This window comes from Pseudonocardia zijingensis, assembly GCF_042657305.1.
Classification (GTDB): Bacteria; Actinomycetota; Actinomycetes; order Mycobacteriales; family Pseudonocardiaceae; genus Pseudonocardia; species Pseudonocardia zijingensis.
The window spans coordinates 149,745-167,017 of sequence record NZ_JBHSKO010000010.1 but is presented as its reverse complement, the minus strand read 5'-3'; the positions used below and the strand labels follow the sequence as shown (position 1 = coordinate 167,017).

16 protein-coding genes are annotated in these 17,273 nt (G+C 72.3%); 8 read left to right on the top strand and 8 right to left on the bottom strand.

The annotated features are described in order from the left end of the window. Position 1: 1 nt before the first annotated feature. The gene (locus ACFPL3_RS21060) at positions 2-1,312 is read right to left on the bottom strand and encodes an MFS transporter (protein WP_343945670.1); all 1,311 of its coding nucleotides are present in this window, start codon (positions 1,310-1,312) and stop codon (positions 2-4) included. 123 nt (positions 1,313-1,435) lie between these two features. Here ACFPL3_RS21060 and ACFPL3_RS21055 point away from each other — a divergent pair, with 123 nt between their 5' ends. From ACFPL3_RS21055 to ACFPL3_RS21035, 5 genes are read left to right on the top strand one after another with little or no spacing between them, the layout of a single operon-like run. Continuing rightward, entirely contained in the window at positions 1,436-2,518 is a 1,083-nt protein-coding gene (locus ACFPL3_RS21055; RefSeq protein ID WP_343945671.1) for an oxidoreductase, read from the top strand. An 11-nt stretch (positions 2,519-2,529) separates the two neighbouring features. Continuing rightward, a complete protein-coding gene (locus ACFPL3_RS21050) occupies positions 2,530-3,327 on the top strand; it encodes an alpha/beta fold hydrolase (RefSeq protein ID WP_343945672.1) in 798 nt (265 codons plus the stop codon). Next, the gene (locus ACFPL3_RS21045; RefSeq protein WP_343945704.1) at positions 3,327-4,469 is read left to right on the top strand and encodes a CapA family protein; all 1,143 of its coding nucleotides are present in this window, start codon (positions 3,327-3,329) and stop codon (positions 4,467-4,469) included. The genes ACFPL3_RS21050 and ACFPL3_RS21045 overlap by 1 nt, the downstream gene beginning before the upstream one ends. Beyond that, positions 4,466-5,368 (top strand): polysaccharide deacetylase family protein, encoded by a 903-nt coding sequence (locus ACFPL3_RS21040; RefSeq protein ID WP_343945673.1) that lies wholly within the window; start codon positions 4,466-4,468, stop codon positions 5,366-5,368. The genes ACFPL3_RS21045 and ACFPL3_RS21040 overlap by 4 nt, the downstream gene beginning before the upstream one ends. Next, positions 5,365-6,513 (top strand): M20 family metallopeptidase, encoded by a 1,149-nt coding sequence (locus ACFPL3_RS21035; RefSeq protein ID WP_343945674.1) that lies wholly within the window; start codon positions 5,365-5,367, stop codon positions 6,511-6,513. Before ACFPL3_RS21040 ends, ACFPL3_RS21035 begins: the two co-directional genes overlap by 4 nt. Here the strand turns inward: ACFPL3_RS21035 and ACFPL3_RS21030 are convergent, their stop codons facing one another. The 4 genes from ACFPL3_RS21030 to ACFPL3_RS21015 form a co-directional block, all read right to left on the bottom strand. After that, positions 6,514-7,692: a sodium:calcium antiporter gene (locus ACFPL3_RS21030; protein WP_343945675.1), complete on the bottom strand. Its 1,179-nt coding sequence runs from the start codon at positions 7,690-7,692 to the stop codon at positions 6,514-6,516. Between the two features lie 192 nt (positions 7,693-7,884). Beyond that, a complete protein-coding gene (pqqA, locus tag ACFPL3_RS21025) occupies positions 7,885-7,974 on the bottom strand; it encodes a pyrroloquinoline quinone precursor peptide PqqA (RefSeq protein ID WP_343945676.1) in 90 nt (29 codons plus the stop codon). A 53-nt stretch (positions 7,975-8,027) separates the two neighbouring features. Continuing rightward, positions 8,028-9,716, bottom strand: a complete 1,689-nt coding sequence (locus ACFPL3_RS21020) for a PQQ-dependent dehydrogenase, methanol/ethanol family (protein WP_343945677.1) — start codon at positions 9,714-9,716, stop codon at positions 8,028-8,030. 13 nt (positions 9,717-9,729) lie between these two features. Continuing rightward, the gene (locus tag ACFPL3_RS21015) at positions 9,730-10,194 is read right to left on the bottom strand and encodes an MSMEG_3727 family PQQ-associated protein (protein ID WP_343945678.1); all 465 of its coding nucleotides are present in this window, start codon (positions 10,192-10,194) and stop codon (positions 9,730-9,732) included. Between the two features lie 356 nt (positions 10,195-10,550). Between ACFPL3_RS21015 and ACFPL3_RS21010 the strand changes: the two genes are divergently transcribed. Further along, the gene (locus ACFPL3_RS21010; RefSeq protein ID WP_343945679.1) at positions 10,551-11,933 is read left to right on the top strand and encodes a LytTR family transcriptional regulator DNA-binding domain-containing protein; all 1,383 of its coding nucleotides are present in this window, start codon (positions 10,551-10,553) and stop codon (positions 11,931-11,933) included. A gap of 3 nt (positions 11,934-11,936) precedes the next feature. Here ACFPL3_RS21010 and ACFPL3_RS21005 read toward each other — a convergent pair whose 3' ends face one another. From ACFPL3_RS21005 to ACFPL3_RS20995, 3 genes are read right to left on the bottom strand one after another with little or no spacing between them, the layout of a single operon-like run. After that, entirely contained in the window at positions 11,937-12,416 is a 480-nt protein-coding gene (locus ACFPL3_RS21005; protein WP_343945680.1) for a peroxiredoxin, read from the bottom strand. A gap of 9 nt (positions 12,417-12,425) precedes the next feature. After that, the gene (locus ACFPL3_RS21000; RefSeq protein ID WP_379589572.1) at positions 12,426-13,346 is read right to left on the bottom strand and encodes a universal stress protein; all 921 of its coding nucleotides are present in this window, start codon (positions 13,344-13,346) and stop codon (positions 12,426-12,428) included. Continuing rightward, entirely contained in the window at positions 13,343-14,779 is a 1,437-nt protein-coding gene (locus ACFPL3_RS20995; RefSeq protein ID WP_343945682.1) for an APC family permease, read from the bottom strand. Before ACFPL3_RS20995 ends, ACFPL3_RS21000 begins: the two co-directional genes overlap by 4 nt. A gap of 156 nt (positions 14,780-14,935) precedes the next feature. On the opposite strand from ACFPL3_RS20995, the gene ACFPL3_RS20990 reads away from it, so the two are divergent. Together ACFPL3_RS20990 and ACFPL3_RS20985 are read left to right on the top strand one after the other, a co-directional pair. Beyond that, positions 14,936-15,886, top strand: coding sequence for a LysR family transcriptional regulator (locus tag ACFPL3_RS20990; RefSeq protein WP_343945683.1), 951 nt, complete (start codon positions 14,936-14,938; stop codon positions 15,884-15,886). An 83-nt stretch (positions 15,887-15,969) separates the two neighbouring features. Beyond that, positions 15,970-17,259, top strand: a complete 1,290-nt coding sequence (locus ACFPL3_RS20985; RefSeq protein WP_343945684.1) for an FAD-dependent oxidoreductase — start codon at positions 15,970-15,972, stop codon at positions 17,257-17,259. Positions 17,260-17,273: the final 14 nt, after the last annotated feature.

Below are 17,273 nucleotides of genomic sequence, written 5' to 3'. Positions count from 1 at the left end.
CTCAGTCGAGCTCGCGCCGCCACGCCCCGTCGGGCATGGTCACGATCGTGAGCACGCCGACCGCGGACGCCGCGACGATGTAGATCCAGATCTTGTCCTGGTGCCCGTTGCCGGTGAGCCAGGTGGTGAAGTAGGGCGCGGTGCCGCCGAACACCGCCACGGCCACCGCGTAGGGCAGCCCCGTCCCGGTGGTGCGCACCGCGGCCGGGAACAGCTCCGCGTAGATCGCGGCCACGTTGGCCGAGTTGCCCACGAGGAGCACCACCCCGATCAGCTCGATCACCAGGAGGGTGCCGAAGCCGCCGTCCTCGAGACTGCGGTAGGCGGGCCAGGCGAAGACGGCGAAGCCGACCACGAAGAACAGGTAGGTGGGCCGCCTGCCGATGCGGTCCGACACCCACCCGCCCAGCGGGAGCAGCACCATGAACGCGACCACCGCGATCGAGTTCGCGAACAGCGCCTGGTCGAGGCCGATGCCGGTGGTCGTGCTGGCGTAGCCGGGCATGGTGGTGATCCACAGGTAGTAGATGATCGTGCCGGGCACCGAGATGCCGATCACCCGCAGCATGTTCACCTTGTGCCCGGCGAACAGCGCCCGCACCGGCCGGTCCGGGGCGCCCGCGGCCTTCGCGGCGGCGAAGCTGCTGGTCTCCTGCGTGCGCACCCGCAGCCAGAGCACCACCAGACCGAGCGCGGCGGACACCGCGAACGCGATCCGCCAGCCGAACGCCTGCATCTGCGCGTCGTCGAGGAGCGCGGTCACGGTCAGCGCGAGCAGCGCGGAGAGCAGCATCCCGGCCGCCGTCGACACCTGCTGGAAGGACCCTGCGAACGCGCGCCTCCCGGGTGCCGCGTTCTCCACGATGTAGGACACGGAGCTGGGCCACTCACCTCCCGCGGAGAAGCCCTGCACGAGCCGGGCGACCAGCAGCACGAGCGGGGCGAGCACCCCGATCTGCTCGTAGGTCGGGCACACGGCGATGGCGAGGCCACCCGCCGACATCATGCCGACGGTGAGCGTGAGCGCCTTCTTGCGGCCGTGCCGGTCGGCGTAGGCGCCCAGAACGGCGCCGCCGACCGGTCGCGCGAAGAAGCCGACGGCGAGGATCGCCAGCGTCGACAGGAACGCGGCGATCCGATCACCCGCGGGGAAGAACTGGCTCGCGAACACCGGGGCGAGTGCCGCGTAGATGCCCCAGTCCAGGTATTCGATCGCGTTCCCGATCGCTCCCGCGAAGATCGACTTCTTCTGCTGCCGGGTCGTCCTCGTCGGGACTGCGGCGACCACGGCTGCGTGCTCCGTTGCTGACACGGCATTCCTTCGGCTCGGAGGGAGGTGAGGGCCGCGGACCGGGCAGTCGAGCACCTCGGTGACCCATCGACCAGAAGACCGTATTACGGTAATCTCGTGTGTCAAGACGACAGGAGGTCCTCCGTGGCCGGCGCAGACGTGACGGCGGCGAGCCCGCTGACGCTCAGGGGCGTCACGGTCCCCCACCGGATCTGGATGTCCCCCATGGCCCAGTACTCCGCGACACCGGACGGCACGCCCACCGACTGGCACCTCGTGCACTACGGCGCACGCGCCGTCGGCGGCGTGGGCCTGGTCGTGGTGGAGTCCGCCGCGGTCGGCGCGAGGCACCGCACCACCTCGGGTGACCTCGGGCTCTGGAACGAGGAGCAGGCCGCCGCGCACCGGCGCCTGACCTCGTTCATCAGGGCCCAGGGCGGCGTGCCCGCGATCCAGTTGCTCGCCGCCGGACGGAAGGCGGCGCACCGGCGCCCCTGGGAAGGGGCCGGCCAGAACGACCCGCTCACCGCGGCCGAGGGCGCCTGGGAACGGGTCGGGCCCTCACCCGTGCCCTTCGGCGACCTGGGTGTGCCCCGGGAAGCCGACCAGGCGTACCTGGACGAGGTCGTCGAGGCGTTCGACCGGTCGGCCCGGCTGGCCCACCAGTCCGGCTACGACGTGGTCGAGGTGCACGCCGCCCACGGCTACCTGCTGCACCAGTTCCTCTCACCCTTGTCCAACATCCGCACCGACGGGTACGGCGGGAGCGTGCAGAACCGGGTGCGCTTCCCGTTGCGGGTGGCCCGCGCCGTGCGCGACGCCTTCCCGGCGCACAAGCCCGTGTTCGTGCGGGTCACCGCCACGGACTGGGTGGAGGGCGGCATCTCCGTGGACGAGGCGGCGGCCTTCGCGAAGGAGCTGGCGGCGATCGGCATCGATCTCCTCGACGTCTCCTCCGGCGGGCTGGTCCGCGACCTGGCCGCGCGCCCGCCCGCCCGCGACGGGGTCAACGTCGCGTTCGCCGGTGCGCTCAAGGAGGCCTCGGGCCTGCCGGTCGCCCCGGTCGGGCAGATCACCGACCCGGCCCTCGCCGCCGCCGTGGTGGCCGACGGCCGCGCCGACGCCGTGCTGATCGGGCGCGCGCTGCTGCGCGACCCCTACCTGCTGCTGCGCCACCGCCCCGACGACACCTCGGCCTGGCCGAGCCAGTACCACCGCGCCCTGTGAGGAGGCACCCGATGCACGAGCGGACGACCGCGCAGACCCGGGAGGTCCGGCGTTGCGACCACACCACGATCCGGTACTCGGCGAGCGGCCCGCTCGACGGGCCGGCCGTGGTGTTCATCCACGGCTGGGGGTGCAACCGCACCGACTTCGACGCGGTCACCGCGTTCCTGCCGGACCACTGCCGCGTGCTCGCGGTCGACCTCGCCGAGCACGGCGGGTCCCGCTCCACCCGCGACGACTGGACGATGGCCGAGTTCGCCCGCGACGCGGCCGCGGTGCTGGCGGCCGAAGGGGTCACGAGCTGCACGGTGGTGGGGCATTCGCTGGGTGCCGCGGTGGCCGTCGAGCTCGGTCGGCAGCTGCCCGACGTCGTGACCCACGTGGTGGCCCTCGACGGACTGCACTACCTCGCTCTGTTCCCCCCGCAGACCGAGGAGCACGTCGAGGCGGTGCTGCGGCCGTTCCGCGAGGACTTCACCGCGGCGATGCGGGGCATGGTCGCGTCGGGCTCGCCGCCGGGCACCGACCCCGCGCTGAACGACACCTACGTCGCGAAGATGGCGGCCGTGCGCCAGCCCGCGGGCCTGCGCTCGCTCGAGGGGCTCGTGCGGTGGCACATGGACGACGCGCTGGCCGAGCTCACCCAGCCCGTCACGGTGTTCGGGGTGCGCGCGCTGGTGAGCCCGGAGGCCGTGGCGCGCTACGGCGACCGCATCCGCTTCGAGCTCGTCGACCTGGGCACCCACCACTTCCCCGTGGAGTCGCCCGAGCGCACGGCCGCCCTCGTGGCCGGGGTGGTGGGCGCGTGATGGACCTGGTGGTGGTGGGCGACGTGGTCGTGGGCGATGCCGTCGGACGCGCGGCGACCACTCCGGGCCAGCCGGGACCGGGAGACCCCGCCTACGGCCTGCTCCGCGGTGGCGACCTGACGATCGGGAACCTCGAGGTGCCGCTCACCTCGGGTGGGGTGCGGGCCGAGAAGCTGGTGACGATGCGCGCCCCCGTCGCGGGCGCCGCGGAGCTGGCCGGGCTCGGGTTCGACCTGGTCTCGCTGGCCACGAACCACGCGATGGACTTCGGCGCCGAGGGCATGCGCGACACGGTCCGGGCCCTCGACGCCGCGGGCGTGGGCCACGCCGGGTTCGGGGAGACGCGCGCCGCGGCCACGCGGCCCCGCGTGGTGGCCGCCGGGGGCGGCAGCCTCGCGTTCTTCAGCTTCTGCTCGGCGCTGCCGCTGGGCGCCAACGCGACCGCCGACCGGGCGGGCATCGCTCCCATCCGGGTGCGCCAGAGCGTCGAGTTCGACTCCACCTTCCTCGACGAGACCCCGGGCACCCCGCCCTTCGTGCACTCGTGGGCGCACGAGTCGGACGTGCGCGTCGCGGAGGCCGCCATCGCGGATGCGAAGCGGCACACCGATGTGGTGGTCGTGGCGCTGCACTGGGGCGTGCCGTTCTGCTACCTGCCGGCGACGCAGGGGCCGCTCGCGCAGTACCAGCAACCCCTGGCCAGGCGACTTGTCGACGCCGGGGCCGACCTGGTGATCGGGCACCACCCGCACTGCCTGCACCCCGTCGAGTTCTACCGCGAGGGGCTGATCCTCTACTCCACCGGGAACTTCCGCTTCGACTGGTGCGACGGGTGGCGCCCCGACTCGATGGTCGTGCGGGAGGACGCCCACCCGGCCCCGCCCTACCGCGCCGCCCTGCTGTCCGGCCCCTGGTTCGAGAGCGCGGTGTTCCGCGTGCGGCTGGGCGCACCCGGCGGGCCCGAGCTGCGCCTGGACCCCGTGGAGCTCGACGCGGACAGCAGCCCGGTCCTGCCCCGGCCCGAGGTGGCGGCCTCGATCCTCGCGCGGTTCGCGGAGGCCACGCGCCACTTCGACCCGTCCGTCGTGGTCGACGACGACGGCACCGTGCGGCGTACCGACGTCCTGGAGGAGATCGCATGACGCAGCAACAGCCATGGCAGTGGGACGAGCCCACCTGGCGCGGGCACGTCGGACGCGTGCGGGCCGGGCGCCCGCTGCGGCCCGCGTCGTGGCCGGGCGGCGCGCGGGTGGCCGTGGCGCTGTCGTTCGACTCCGACCACGAGACGCCCGCGCTGCGCGACGGCGAGGTGCTGCCGGGCAAGCTGTCGCAGGGCGAGTACGGCGCGCGCGTGGGCGTGCCGCGGATCCTGCGGCTGCTGGAGCGGTTCGGCGCGCCGTCGACGTTCTTCGTGCCCGCCGTGTCGGCGCTGCTGCACGACGGCGAGGTCAAGTCCTACGTGGACGCCGGCCACGAGGTGGCGCTGCACGGCTGGATCCACGAGCGCAACACCCACCTCCCGGCCGCCGCCGAGCGCGACCTCGCGTTCCGGGCCGCCGACACCCTCGAACGCCTCACCGGCACGAGGCCGGTCGGCATCCGCACCCCGTCCTGGGACTTCTCCGACCACTCGCTGCAGATCATCCGCGAGCTGGGCCTGACCTACGACTCGTCGCTGATGGCCGACGACGACTGCTACGAGATCCTCGCCGACGGCGAGCCCACCGGTGTGGTCGAGCTGCCTGTCGAGTGGATCCGCGACGACATGCCGTACTTCATGATGGACCGGTTCGGCTCGCTGCGGCCCTACACGCCACCCCGCGGGGTGCTGTCGATCTGGCGCGACGAGTTCGACGTGGCCCTCGCCGAAGGCGGGATCTTCCAGCTCACCCTGCACCCGCACTGCATCGGGCACCGCTCGCGCATCTCGGTGCTCACCGAGCTGCTCGAACACATCGCGGCGCAGCGCGGGCGGGTCTGGTTCGCCACGCACGCCCAGATCGTCGACCACGTGCTCAACGGGAAGGACCTGCCACGGTGACCGGCATCGGCGCACGCATCACGCACGAGTTCACGCAGCACCTGGACGCGGTGCTGGAGCTCTCGCACCGGATCAACACCCACCCGGAGCTCGCCTTCGAGGAGCACGACACGTCGGCGGCGCTCGTGGCGGCCCTCGAGTCCGGCGGGTTCACCGTGGAGAAGGGCGTGGCCGGCCTCCCCACGGCGTTCGTGGCGTCGGCGGGATCGGGCGAACTGGTGTTCGGGATCTGTGCGGAGATGGACGCCCTCCCCGACATCGGCCACGGGTGCGGCCACAACACGATCGCGGCGGCGGCCGTGGGCGCGGCGCTGGCGTTGGCCCCCCACGCCGACGAGCTCGGGCTCACCGTCCGGGTCTTCGGCACGCCGGCCGAGGAACGCGGCACGGGCAAGGAGATCATGGTCAACCGCGGTGCCTTCGACGGCACGCACGCGGCGATGATGGTCCACCCGTCGCTCAAGGACGTGGTCGAACCGCGGCTGCGCGCCTCGCTGTCCTGGGAGGTGACCTACACGGGCCGGGGCGCGCACGCCTCGCGCCCGTGGAACGCCCTGAACGCCGCGGACGCCACGGTGGTGGCGCAGACCGCCATCGGGTTGCTGCGCCAGCAACTGCCCGACGGCATCCGGGTGCACCACCTCGTCACCGAAGCGGGCGCGGCCGTCAACGTCATCGCCGACCGGGCCGTGGTGCAGTGCATGATCCGCTGCGACACCATCGCCGAGGTCGAGGACGTGTGGGAGCGGGTGCGCCGCTGCTTCGACGCCGGTGCCGTGGCCACCGGCACCACGGTGGCGTACACGCAGCTGTCGTCGATCTACCGGGAGTTCCGGCACGACCCCGACCTCGCCCCGCTGTTCGAGAAGAACGCCAGGGCCATCGGCCGGACCTTCCCCGACTACCCGGACACGATGTTCGGCTCGACCGACATGGGCAACGTGTCGCTGCAGGTGCCCGCGCTGCACCCGATGCTGTCGTTCGACCTCCCGCCCGAGGACGGCAACCACACCGCGGCGTTCGCGGCCGCGGCGGGCGGCCCGGAGGGCGACCGGTTCGTCCACGACGCGGGGCTGGCGATGGCGCTCACCATCGCCGACGCCGCGCGGTCCGAGGCGGTGCGGTCCCGCCTGCTCGCAGGCTAGCTAATCGTCGTCGTCCGTGACGGCAGGTGCGTCGTCGTCGGCCGGTGCGCCCGGCACGGCCGGGGCCTCGATCCCGGGCCGGTCGTCGTCCTCCTCGGCGCCCGGGGCGTCGTCGACGGGCACCAGCCCGAACGCGGAGAAGCTGACGGCCCAGTAGACGACGTAGCCGATCAGCAGCGCCGCGCCGTGCCAGCGGCGCAGGTACCCGGTGTACAGCGCGTACGCCGCGAAGCCGTTGATCACGACGAGGGCGGGCAGGTGCCAGCTGAAGAAGTCGGGGGTGATCAGGAGGGTGCCGCCGATCAGGGCGATGATGCCGACCTTGGCCGTCACGGAGAACACGACGCTGCCGATGATGTTGCCGACGCCGATCGCCGGTGCGCCGCGGCGGGCGGGCTCCGCGGTGAGGAAGATGTCCTCGAGCGACAGCACGAGCGTCGCGATCGTCGCCCCGAAGATGGTGCCGCTGATCGCGAAGTCCTCGAGGATGCCCTCGGTGCCCTCCGTCATGGCCCACGCGCCGGCCACGAGGCCCACCAGCGCGAGCAGCGCCAGCAGCATCGACACCCAGCCGGGCCGCTCGACCGCCTTCGACTCGCCCAGCTCGCCGGTCTCGTAGAGCTCCCCGGCGCTGTGGCCACCGCCGCCACCGCCCGTGCCACCGCTGCCACCGGCCATGGCGGTGGCGAGCTCGGGGGTGTCCAGGCGCTCGAGCACCTCGGTGCTGCGGAACGTCGGCACCGCGCGCCGGGACTCGCGGTAGGCGACGTAGGCGATGAACACGACGAAGAGCAGGATGAGCACGATCCCGAGGGCCACACCGAGCTCGCCGAGCATCGCGGGGACCAGCAGCACCAACGGGGCCACCGCGAAGATCGCGATGTAGTCCTTCGGGATCTCCACGCGCGAGGGGGCCACGAGCGCGGCCACGGCGAGCACCAGTCCCGTGAGCGAGATGACCGTGCCGAAGATGACACCGAGCGCGACGTCCTCGAGCCCTTCGAGGTTGAGCACGACACCGAAGATGAGATCGTCGAACTCGATCCCGGTGAACAGGATGGCCAGCAGGAACAGCGACACCGCCAGGCCCCGCGCCGCGCCCACCAGATAGGCGATCAACTTCTCGGCGCTGTAGATCAACACCGCCGCGCCGGCGGCGAAGATGAGTATGGACGTCATTCGGCCGCTCCCCCTTGAGCACGCATACCGTCTTCCGCGAAGACATTCGATCGTGGATGTTCGCGGGACGTGAGCGCAAGGTCACCGGCAGGCACGGTGACGGGTGCACCTGTGCGGATGGACAGGGCAGCACGACACCGGGGGACGCCGGAATTCCGGCGCTCCCCGGTGCCGCGGTGATCAAATGGCGGATCAGTCGTCCACGCGGGCGACGTACATCGTCACCTCAGGAGCGCACGCGATCTCCTCGAAGTCGGGGGCCTCCCACTCCACGAGTTCCATGTCTGTCACCTCCTTCCGGCGGTGTCTCCCCGGACCGGCGAATCGATCGCGGTCTACTCGGGCAGGGCGAAGGCGATCAACGCGCTGCCGTGGCCCGCGCCGAGCATCCCGGGCAGGAAGCCCTCGGCCCAGCCGCCCCAGCCCACCGGCACGGCGATGTACTGCTTGCCGTCCACGCTGTAGGTCATCGGGCTGCTGTGGTGGCCGCTGCCGCACTGGAACTGCCACAGCTGCTCGCCGCTGCGGGCGTCGAGCGCGTTGAACTCGCCCGACGGCTCACCGGCGAACACCAGGTCGCCACCCGTGGCCAGCGTCGAGGCGCACATGGGCAGCCGTGCGCGCCAGCGCCACTTCTCCTCGCCGTTCGCGTCGAACGCGCTGACGGACCCGGTCATGTTGTCCAGGTCGACGTTCACGCCCGCGCCCCAGTAGGGGATGCTCTCCTTGAACTCCCTGCGCCGCCGCGTGGCCGTGGCACCCACGTCCTGCACCGGCACGTAGAACAGCCCCGTCTTCGGGCTGTAGGACGCGTGCGTCCACTCCTTGGCGCCGGCCGGCCCCGGGTAGAAGTGGACCGGGTCGCCCTCCTTGTCCGGGTACACCTTGGGCGTCACCTGGCCGTCGCGCGTGATCGCCCCCCACGTGATGCGGTCCACGAACGGGGTGATCTGCACCAGCGAGCCGTCGGTGCGGTCGAGCACGAAGAAGTAGCCGTTCTTGTCGAAGTGGCCCAGCATCTTGCGGCCACCCGACTCGAACAGGATGCACTCGGCGATGCTGTCGTAGTCCCACACGTCGTGCGGCGTGCACTGGTAGTGCCAGCGGATCTGCCCCTGGTCGACGTCGACGGCCACGATGCTGTCGGTGTAGAGGTTGTCGCCCTCGCGGACCTCGCCGTCGAAGTCGGGCGCCGGGTTGCCGGTGCCCACGTACAGCAGGTTCGTCTCCGGGTCGAAGGTGCCCGTGAGCCAGCAGTTCGCACCGCCGCGCTGCCAGGCCTCGCCGTCGGCGGGCCAGGTGTCCGAGCCCGGCTCACCCGGCTTGGGCACCATGTAGCAGCGCCACCGGTGCTCGCCGTTCTCCAGGTCGAACGCGTCGAGGTGACCCCGCACGCCGAACTCGCCGCCGGAGCTCCCGACGATCACCATGTCCTTCACGATCAGCGGTGCGACGGTGCCGCTCTCGCCCGCGCGCACGTCGCCGTAGGTCTTGTCCCAGACCTTCCTGCCGGTCTCCGCGTCGAGCGCGATGACGTGGGCGTTGCCGGTGACCGCGAAGACCTTGCCCTTGGCCACCGCGACCCCGCGGTTGACGTTCCCGCAGCACAGCGAGACGTCGAAGGGCACGGCGTGCTTGTACCGCCAGATCTCCTCGCCGGAGCGCGCGTCGAGCGCCCACACCCAGCCGTCCCAGCCACTGACGAACATCACGCCGTCGACGACGATCGGGGTGGCCTCGAACGCGTAGGTCGACGCGCCCGCGATCATGCCGCTCGTGCCGGCCTGGAACATCCACGCGGGCGTGAGCCGCTTGACGTTCTCCGTGTTGATCTGGTCGAGCGAGCTGTACCGCTGGCCGTTGTAGGCACCGTAGTAGGTCATCCAGTTGTGCGGTTCCGACGAGGCGTTGAGGATGCGCTCGTAGTCGAGGTCGGACACCACAGGCGGTGCCGTGCCGTGCTTGCCGCTCAGTGTTCCCTGGTCGATGGCCTCACCGGCGTCGACGTAGTCGGCAGTGGTCATGATCTGCTCCTCCCTACGGCCGCGGCTGTTCGGGTCGGTCGAGACGGGCCTCCGGCGGTACCTCGCCGAGCACCACGATCGCGCCGGTCAGCCCCCGGCCCTCGTCGTTGCCGGTCGGCGAGCTGTACCAGTAGTAACCGGGGCCGTCGAGGTTGAGCGTGGCCCGCCCCCGGGAGTGGTTCACCAGCCAGATGAACTTGCGGTCGCCGTTGCTCGGCAGCAGCGCGCAATGGGTGTTCTTGTCGTCGTTGATGAGCGTCAGCTCGACGTCGCCGCCGTGGGGCAGCACGAGGATCTGGGGGTCGAAGGTCAGCTCGTCCTGGTTGATCCGGATGGTCGCTTCCATCTTGCCGTCGCTGCGCTCCGTGGCCTGCCCGATGTTCCCGGACGCCAGCAGCCGACCCAGCGGCCCCTTGTTCTGCGCATCCAACCCGAGCTTGCTCATCAGGCTGGACCGCTCTTGCGCGGTACTCGTCACGGACTCCACCTCCCAATGCGGTTGTCCTCGTCGACGACCCGGTCCGGGCGCGGAACGGCGGCGGTGGACGCGAGACGGCGGCCGATCGTCGGACGGAGGTCCGCCACCCGCATCAACGCCACCTCCAGACGTGCCCCGCCCTGTAGCGCGTTCAGCCCTAGGTCCACCTTCGGCGGGCTGGTTAGCCTGGTGCGCGGTTGGTCGTGACGCACAGGCGGAACCCGTTCGGGTGGTTCCATTCGGTGCGCGCGCCCGATGATCCGATCCTGGATCGCGACCTCCCACGTCCAAAGGGGGATGGGGTGAACGGCGCACAGGGGAGAACGAACGGGGTTTCCGGCGCAACGAGCGGTGTGGTGCTCGCCGGGGACGACCTGCGTACCACCGTGGCCGCGTGGGAGCGCTTCGCGGCCGGGGCCGAGACGGTGCAGGGGGTGCGGCCGGAGATCCTCATGTCCTGGTACCGGTGCCGCGAGGAGTACGCGGTGGACCCGCACCTGGACCGGGCGCCGCCCGCTGCCGAGGCGGGCTCGCACTCGATCGACCACGACGTCGTCTACGCGGCGCTCGGCGGCCAGGCCGCGTCAGCGGCGCAGGAACTCGGTGGCGTCGACGGCGTGGTCACCGTGGCCGACGGCGACGGCCGGATCCTGGGCACCTGGGGCAGCAAGTACATCCTCGACATGGCGGCCGAGAGCAACCTCGCCCCCTGGTCCACCTGGTCGGAGTGGGCGAGCGGCACCAACGGCATGGGCACGGCGCTGGAGAGCCACCGCCCGGTGCTGGTCCGCGGCCCGGAGCACTGGTGCCGCGGCTTCCAGGGATGGGTGTGCGCGGGGGTCGCCGTGCGCGACGCCGTCACCCACGACCCGCTGGCCGTCCTCAACATCTCCTGCTGGCAGACGCCGCTGTCGGACGCCGTGCTCCCGTGGCTCGGGCGCGTCGCCTCCCTGACCGAGGCGAAGCTGCGCCACCGGGCCCACCTCAGCGGCACGAAGCTCGCGGCCGCCCTCACCGACTTCCGCGCCGCACCCGCCACCGCGGTGGCGGCGGTCGACCTCGCCGGGAACGTGGTGCTCGCCAACAGCGAGGCCGCCGCGCTGCTCGGCACGCCCGCCGACCAGCCCGCCTACTCCCCCACCCACCGCTGGACACCGCAGCTGCCCACGCTGCCGCGGCTCGTACGGCGCGCCGTCGAGCGGGCCAGGAAGGACCCGAGCTGGACGGGCTCGACGCTCATCCACGTGCCGTTCCTCGGCGTCACCATCCCGGTGGCGGTGCACCCGGTCCTCACCGGCACCCAGCTGATCGGGATGCTGCTCGCCTTCGGCGCCGCCGACGGCGCCGCCAACCTCGACGCGCCGGCCCCCGAGCCCGTCACCGCTGCCGCGGCCCCCGCGATGCCCAGCCGCATCGTGGCCCAGCGCGACGACCGCTGGGTGCTGCTCGACCCGCGCGAGATCCGCTTCGCCGAGGCCGACCACAACACCGTCTGGCTGAGCACCGACCAGGGCCGCCTCGTCGCCGCCACCCGGGGTCTCGACCGCCTCGAGCAGCAGCTGGAGGACAAGGGATTCCTGCGCGTCCACCGCCGGTTCCTGGTGAACCTCGGCCGGGTGCGCGAGGTCGAGCACGGCTTCAAGGGCGCGCTCTTCCTCGCCACCGACTCCCGCACCCGCGAGACCGTGCCCGTCGCGCGCCGGCACGCCACCCAGCTCAAGCAGGCGCTCGGACTGTAGAGCTCAGAGCTTGAGCAGCAGGTTCGAACAGGTCGAGAGGTCGATGCCCTTCTCGTCGACGTCGATGCTGGTGAGCACGCCGTCATCGACGATGGCCGCGTAGCGCTTCGAACGCCGCCCGAGCCCGGCCCCGCTGGCGTCGAGCTCGAGGCCCATCGCGGCGGTGAACTCGCCGTTGCCGTCGGAGAGCATCACGATGTCGTCGCCGACGCCGTGGGCCTTGCCCCACGCGTCCATCACGAACGGGTCGTTCACGGCCACGCACGCGATCCGCGTGACGCCCTTGGCCTTGAGCTCGTCCGCCCGCTCCACGAAGCCGGGCAGGTGCACGTTGGAGCAGCCCGGGGTGAACGCACCCGGCACGGCGAAGAGCACGACCTTGCCGGTGCCCAGCACGTCGCCGCTCTTCACGACGGTGGGGCCGTCCGGGGTCATCGTGCGCAATTCGGCGTCGGGGATCCGGTCGCCAACGGAGATCGTCATGAACTCAACCTAACCGCGCTCGGCGCGGTCGGCGAGCGACTGTGCCGCAGCACGCGGCAGCACCACCACCGGCACCGGGGAGTGCCGCACGATCCGCGACGAGCGCGACCCGATGAACACCCGCTCCAGCGGGCCCGCGGTGCTGGAGCCGACGGCGAGCAGGTCGCCCTCCTCCCACCCGATGTCCTCGATGGCACTCGCCCAGTCGATGCCGTGCCCCACCACCGCCTCGGTACTCGACGGCCGGCGCGGCAACCGGCCGACCTCGTCCAGCACGGCCTGCTGGGCCCGCGCGACGTCCGCGGCCCACTCGACCGCAACGGCGTCCTCGGCCCGGGAGCCGACCCCGGCGGTGAGCGGGGTACGCGGGCGCACGGCGAACGACGCGACCCGCAGCGCGGCACCCGCCCGCGCCGCCACCCCGGCCACCGCGACGACCAGCTCGTCCGCCCCCTCGGTGGCGCCGAACGCCGCGGTCACACGGCGCACCCGCGCGTCGGCGCGGCACCGGAACCCGCGCGGGCCGAGCCCCACCGGCACCGGGGACGTGTGCAGCAACCGGTGGGCGACGCTGCCGAAGGCCACCCGCCCCAGCACCCCGGCGGCGGACGAGCCCAGCACGATCAGGCGCGCGTCGTGCTCCTCGGCCACCTCCACCAGGCCCGTCGGCGTCGAGCGCGCCCTCCTGACCTGATAGGTGACGCTCAGATCGGCGGGCATCAGCTCGCGCGCCCGCTCTATCGCCTCCTGCGCGTCGCGGTCGAGGTAGGCCTGGTACTCGGCGTCGACCCGGCCCATCCCCGGCGGCCACGGTGGCGGCACCACCGTGCACACGAGCAGGTCCTCGTCGAGGGAGCGCGCGAGCAGCACACCCAGGTGCACCGCGGCCGCGGCGCGCTCGTCGCGCGGGATCCCGACGAGCAGCGTCATGACACGTCCCCGGCCACACCGCCCGGCCGCAACCGGGAGTGCCGGATGCCGTAGGTGAAGTACCAGACCAGCACGACCGCCACCCAGATCCCGAACACCGCGATCGTGACCGGCCGCAGGTCGATGATGATCCACAGGCAGCCGAGCACCGACAGCACCGGCACCACCGGGTAGCCGGGCACCCGGAACCCGCGCGGCAGGTCGGGCGCGGTGCGCCGCAGCACCATCACGCCGATGGAGACGACGAGGAACGCCACCAGCGTGCCGATGCTCGTCATCTCGGCGAGGAAGTCGATCGGCAGGAACCCGGCCAGCAGCGCGATGGCGATCGCGACCACCACCGTGTTGTTCACCGGGGTTCTCGTGCGGGCGTTCACCCGCTCGAAGAAGCCGGGCAGCATCCCGTCGCGGCCGATCGCGAACAGGATCCGCGTCTGGCCGTAGATCACCACCAGCGTGACGCTGAAGATCGAGATGATGGCCCCGGCAGCCAGCACCGTGCCCGGCCAGCTGGCGCCCACCACGTCCTCCAGGATCGCGGCCAGCCCGGCCTCCTGCCCCTCGAACCGCGCCTGGGCCTGCGCGCCGACGGCGACGAGCGCCACCGCCACGTAGATCGACGTGACGGTGAGCAACGCCAGGATGATGGCGAGCGGCATCGTGCGGCGGGGGTCCTTGACCTCCTCCCCCGCGGTGGACACGGCGTCCAGCCCGACGTAGGCGAAGAAGATGATCCCGGCGGCCCCGGTGACGCCCGCGAACCCGTACGGGGCGAAGTCGGCGAGATTGTCGCTGCTCCAACCGGTCGCGCCGATGAGGACGAACATCACCAGCACCGCGATCTTGAGGACCACCATGACCGCGTTGACCTTCGCCGACTCGCTCGCCCCCCGGATCAGCAGCAGCGCGCACAGCCCGATCAGCACCACCGCGGGCAGGTTGATCAGCCCACCACCCTCCGGCGACTGGGACAGCACGTCGGGGATCCGGAACCCGAACAGGTTGCCCAGCAGCTGGTTGAGGTACTGCGACCACCCCACCGCCACCGCCGCGCCCGACACGCCGTACTCGAGCAGGAGGCATGCCGCCACTCCCATGGCGACGACCTCTCCCAGCGTCGCGTACGCGTACGAGTAGGACGACCCCGACACCGGCACGGCGCTCGCCAGCTCGGCGTAGCACAGCGCCGTGAGCCCCGCGACCGCCCCGGCGATCACGAACGACCACACCACCGCCGGCCCCGCCACCGGCACCGCCTCGCTCAGGATGAAGAAGATCCCCGTCCCGATCGTCGCCCCGACCCCGATCATCGTGAGCGGGAACAGCCCGATCGTGCGGGCGAGCTGACCGCCACCGTGCCCGTCCACGCCGGTCTCGGCGGCCATCACCGACACCGGCTTGCGCCGGAAGGCCTGCTGCAGCAACGGAGCCATCCGCCACCTCCTGGGTCGCCGCGAACCACGATCCAGGTCCCGCGCACCGGAGGGGAGCCCCCGAAAGGAGGTAGCAGCCGGGTTGTGCGGCGATCACCTCTGCGGGCAACCTGGCGGCATGCCCGCTCCGATCGCCTGCCCCGTGGGCGAGTGGCGGTGACCGCACGTCCGCGCCAGCCGGCCGCGCACCTGGCGAACCTCGACCTGAACCTGCTGGTCGCGCTGCGGGAGCTGCTGCGCGAGCGGAACGTGACGCGGGCGGCGGCGCGGATCGGGGTGTCGCAGCCCGCGGCGAGCGCGTCGCTGTCGCGGCTGCGGAGGCACTTCGACGACGAGCTGCTGATCCGCGCGCGCTCGGGGTACCGGCTCTCGCCGCTCGCGATGCAGCTGGCCGAGCACGTGGAGACGGTGTGCGCCGCGGCGGAGCGGCTGTTCGCGACGGGCAGCCGGTTCGACCCGGGCACGTCGCGCCGCGAGTTCACGCTCCTCATGGCCGACTACACGATCGCGGTGCTGGGCAGGCACCTGTCCACGGCGATCGGGGCGCAGGCGCCCGGGGTGGACCTGCACGTGCGGCTGGTGCGGGAGGCGTTCGCGCTCGACTTCGCCGAGACGATCACCCTGATCGACGGGATGGTGTCGCCACCGGTCGACCGGTTCGAGCTGGCGTCGGTGCGGTCGGTCGAGCTGTTCACCGACCGCTGGGTGTGCATCGCCGACGCCGCCAACCCGGACGTCGACGAGGGGCTCACGGTGGAGCGGCTGGCGGCGCTGCCGTGGGTGGCGCCGTTCCAGCCCGACCGCGGCAACCCGTCGGGTGCACCGATGAGCCGCCAGCTCGCGCTGTTCGGCATCCGCCCGGAGATCCGCGTGCGGGTCGAGAGCTACCAGGCGGTGCCCTACCTCGTGGCGGGCACCGACCGCGTCGCGCTGATGCAGGAGCGGCTCGCGCGGCAGGTGGCCGAGCCGCTGGGGCTGCGGGTGCTGCCCTGCCCCGGGGACCCGGAGCCGATCGTGGAGCGCTTCTGGTGGCATGCCGACCGCGACCGCGACCCGGCGCACCGGTGGCTGCGCGACACCGTGATCGCGGCCGCAGCACGACTCTGACCTGCCGTTATCAGGCGGGTCGATGGCGCGCAGACGGATTCACTATTTCCGCGCGCGCACCGCGGCTTCCTACGTTGTGACGCATGCCGCACCCGCTCACGGACCTCCCGGTCCGCACCGTCACCCGTCCACGAGGGAGCGCAGCGCACGAGGTCACGGCCGACGTGTGCGTCGTCGGCGCCGGGATCGCGGGCCTCTCGGCGGCCGTCGAGTCCGCGAAGCTGGGGCGTTCCGTGGTGCTCGTCGACGCGCTGCCGGTGCTCGGCGGGCAGATGGTCAACTCGCTGATCGGGCTGTTCTGCGGGGTGTTCGGCAACGCGCCGGAGCACCGCAGGCTCACCCACGGCCTGTTCGACGACCTGTTCGCCGACCTCGAGTCCACCGGTGACCTGTTCTACCGCAGCGGGCACACCACCACCGTCGGCTACGACGAGGTGCGCCTCGGGAGGTGGGTGGAGCAGACGGTCGCGGCCCACGGCATCCAGGCCGTCACGGGAGCGGTGATCGTGGACGTGCGCCGGTCGGCCGACCGGATCGACTCGGTCCGCTTCGCCACCCGTTACGGCGCCATCGAGGTCACCGCCACCGGGTTCGTCGACGCCAGCGGGGACGCGGCGCTCGCCTGGGAGGCCGGGCTGCCGTGCCGGCTGCCGGAGCGGGAGATCTACGGCAGCCAGCAGCTCGTGGTGGAGCACGTGGCGGAGGACCACCGCCCCGAGCCCGGGGAGCTGGCCGAGCGGATCGGGGCGAAAGCGCAGGAGTACGGCCTGCACCGCCATGACGGGCTCGCGTTCTTCTTCCCCGACCGCGGCACCGCGGTGCTCAACATGACCCACATCGAGGCGCCGCTGGACCCGATCGCGGCCGCCGACGCGCAGATCCGCGGCAAGGAGCAGGCCGACCGCGCCGTCGCGCTGCTGCGGGCGGAGTTCCCCGCGGTGTTCGGGAACGCGCGGGTGCGCAGCTACGGCTTCCCCGGGCGCCGCCAGACCCGGTGGGTCGCCGCCGTCCACCAGCTCACGGTCGACGAGGTCCGCGCGGGCACCCGCTTCCCGGACGCGGTGGCGCGCACGGCGTGGCCGATCGAGCTGCACGACACCCCGCAGGGCTACGTGTGGGAGACGTTCGGGCCCGACCACGTGCATTACGTGCCACTGCGATCGATGACCCCGCCCGACGTGCACAACCTGCTCGTGGCGGGGCGGTGCATCGACGGCGACGCGGCGGCGCTGTCGAGCGTGCGGGTGATGGGCCCGTGCGGGGCCGAGGGGTTCGCCGCGGCGCACGTGTTCGACCTGGTCGGCAAGGACAGCGTCCACGACGTCGACCTCGACGCGCTCGCCGCCCGCGTGGCCGAGAACGTCGAGGGCTGACGGGAGGAGGCCCG

Bases quoted from the DNA above. Each gene is read 5' to 3' on its own strand.
- ACFPL3_RS21040 (WP_343945673.1), top strand. From the start codon at position 4,466: ATGACGCAGCAACAGCCATGGCAGTGGGACGAGCCCACCTGGCGCGGG.
- ACFPL3_RS21030 (WP_343945675.1), bottom strand. From the start codon at position 7,692: ATGACGTCCATACTCATCTTCGCCGCCGGCGCGGCGGTGTTGATCTAC.
- ACFPL3_RS21000 (WP_379589572.1), bottom strand. From the start codon at position 13,346: ATGACGCTGCTCGTCGGGATCCCGCGCGACGAGCGCGCCGCGGCCGCG.
- pqqA (WP_343945676.1), bottom strand. From the start codon at position 7,974: ATGGAACTCGTGGAGTGGGAGGCCCCCGACTTCGAGGAGATCGCGTGC.
- ACFPL3_RS21020 (WP_343945677.1), bottom strand. From the start codon at position 9,716: ATGACCACTGCCGACTACGTCGACGCCGGTGAGGCCATCGACCAGGGA.
- ACFPL3_RS20985 (WP_343945684.1), top strand. From the start codon at position 15,970: ATGCCGCACCCGCTCACGGACCTCCCGGTCCGCACCGTCACCCGTCCA.
- ACFPL3_RS21045 (WP_343945704.1), top strand. From the start codon at position 3,327: ATGGACCTGGTGGTGGTGGGCGACGTGGTCGTGGGCGATGCCGTCGGA.
- ACFPL3_RS20995 (WP_343945682.1), bottom strand. From the start codon at position 14,779: ATGGCTCCGTTGCTGCAGCAGGCCTTCCGGCGCAAGCCGGTGTCGGTG.
- ACFPL3_RS21005 (WP_343945680.1), bottom strand. From the start codon at position 12,416: ATGACGATCTCCGTTGGCGACCGGATCCCCGACGCCGAATTGCGCACG.
- ACFPL3_RS21050 (WP_343945672.1), top strand. From the start codon at position 2,530: ATGCACGAGCGGACGACCGCGCAGACCCGGGAGGTCCGGCGTTGCGAC.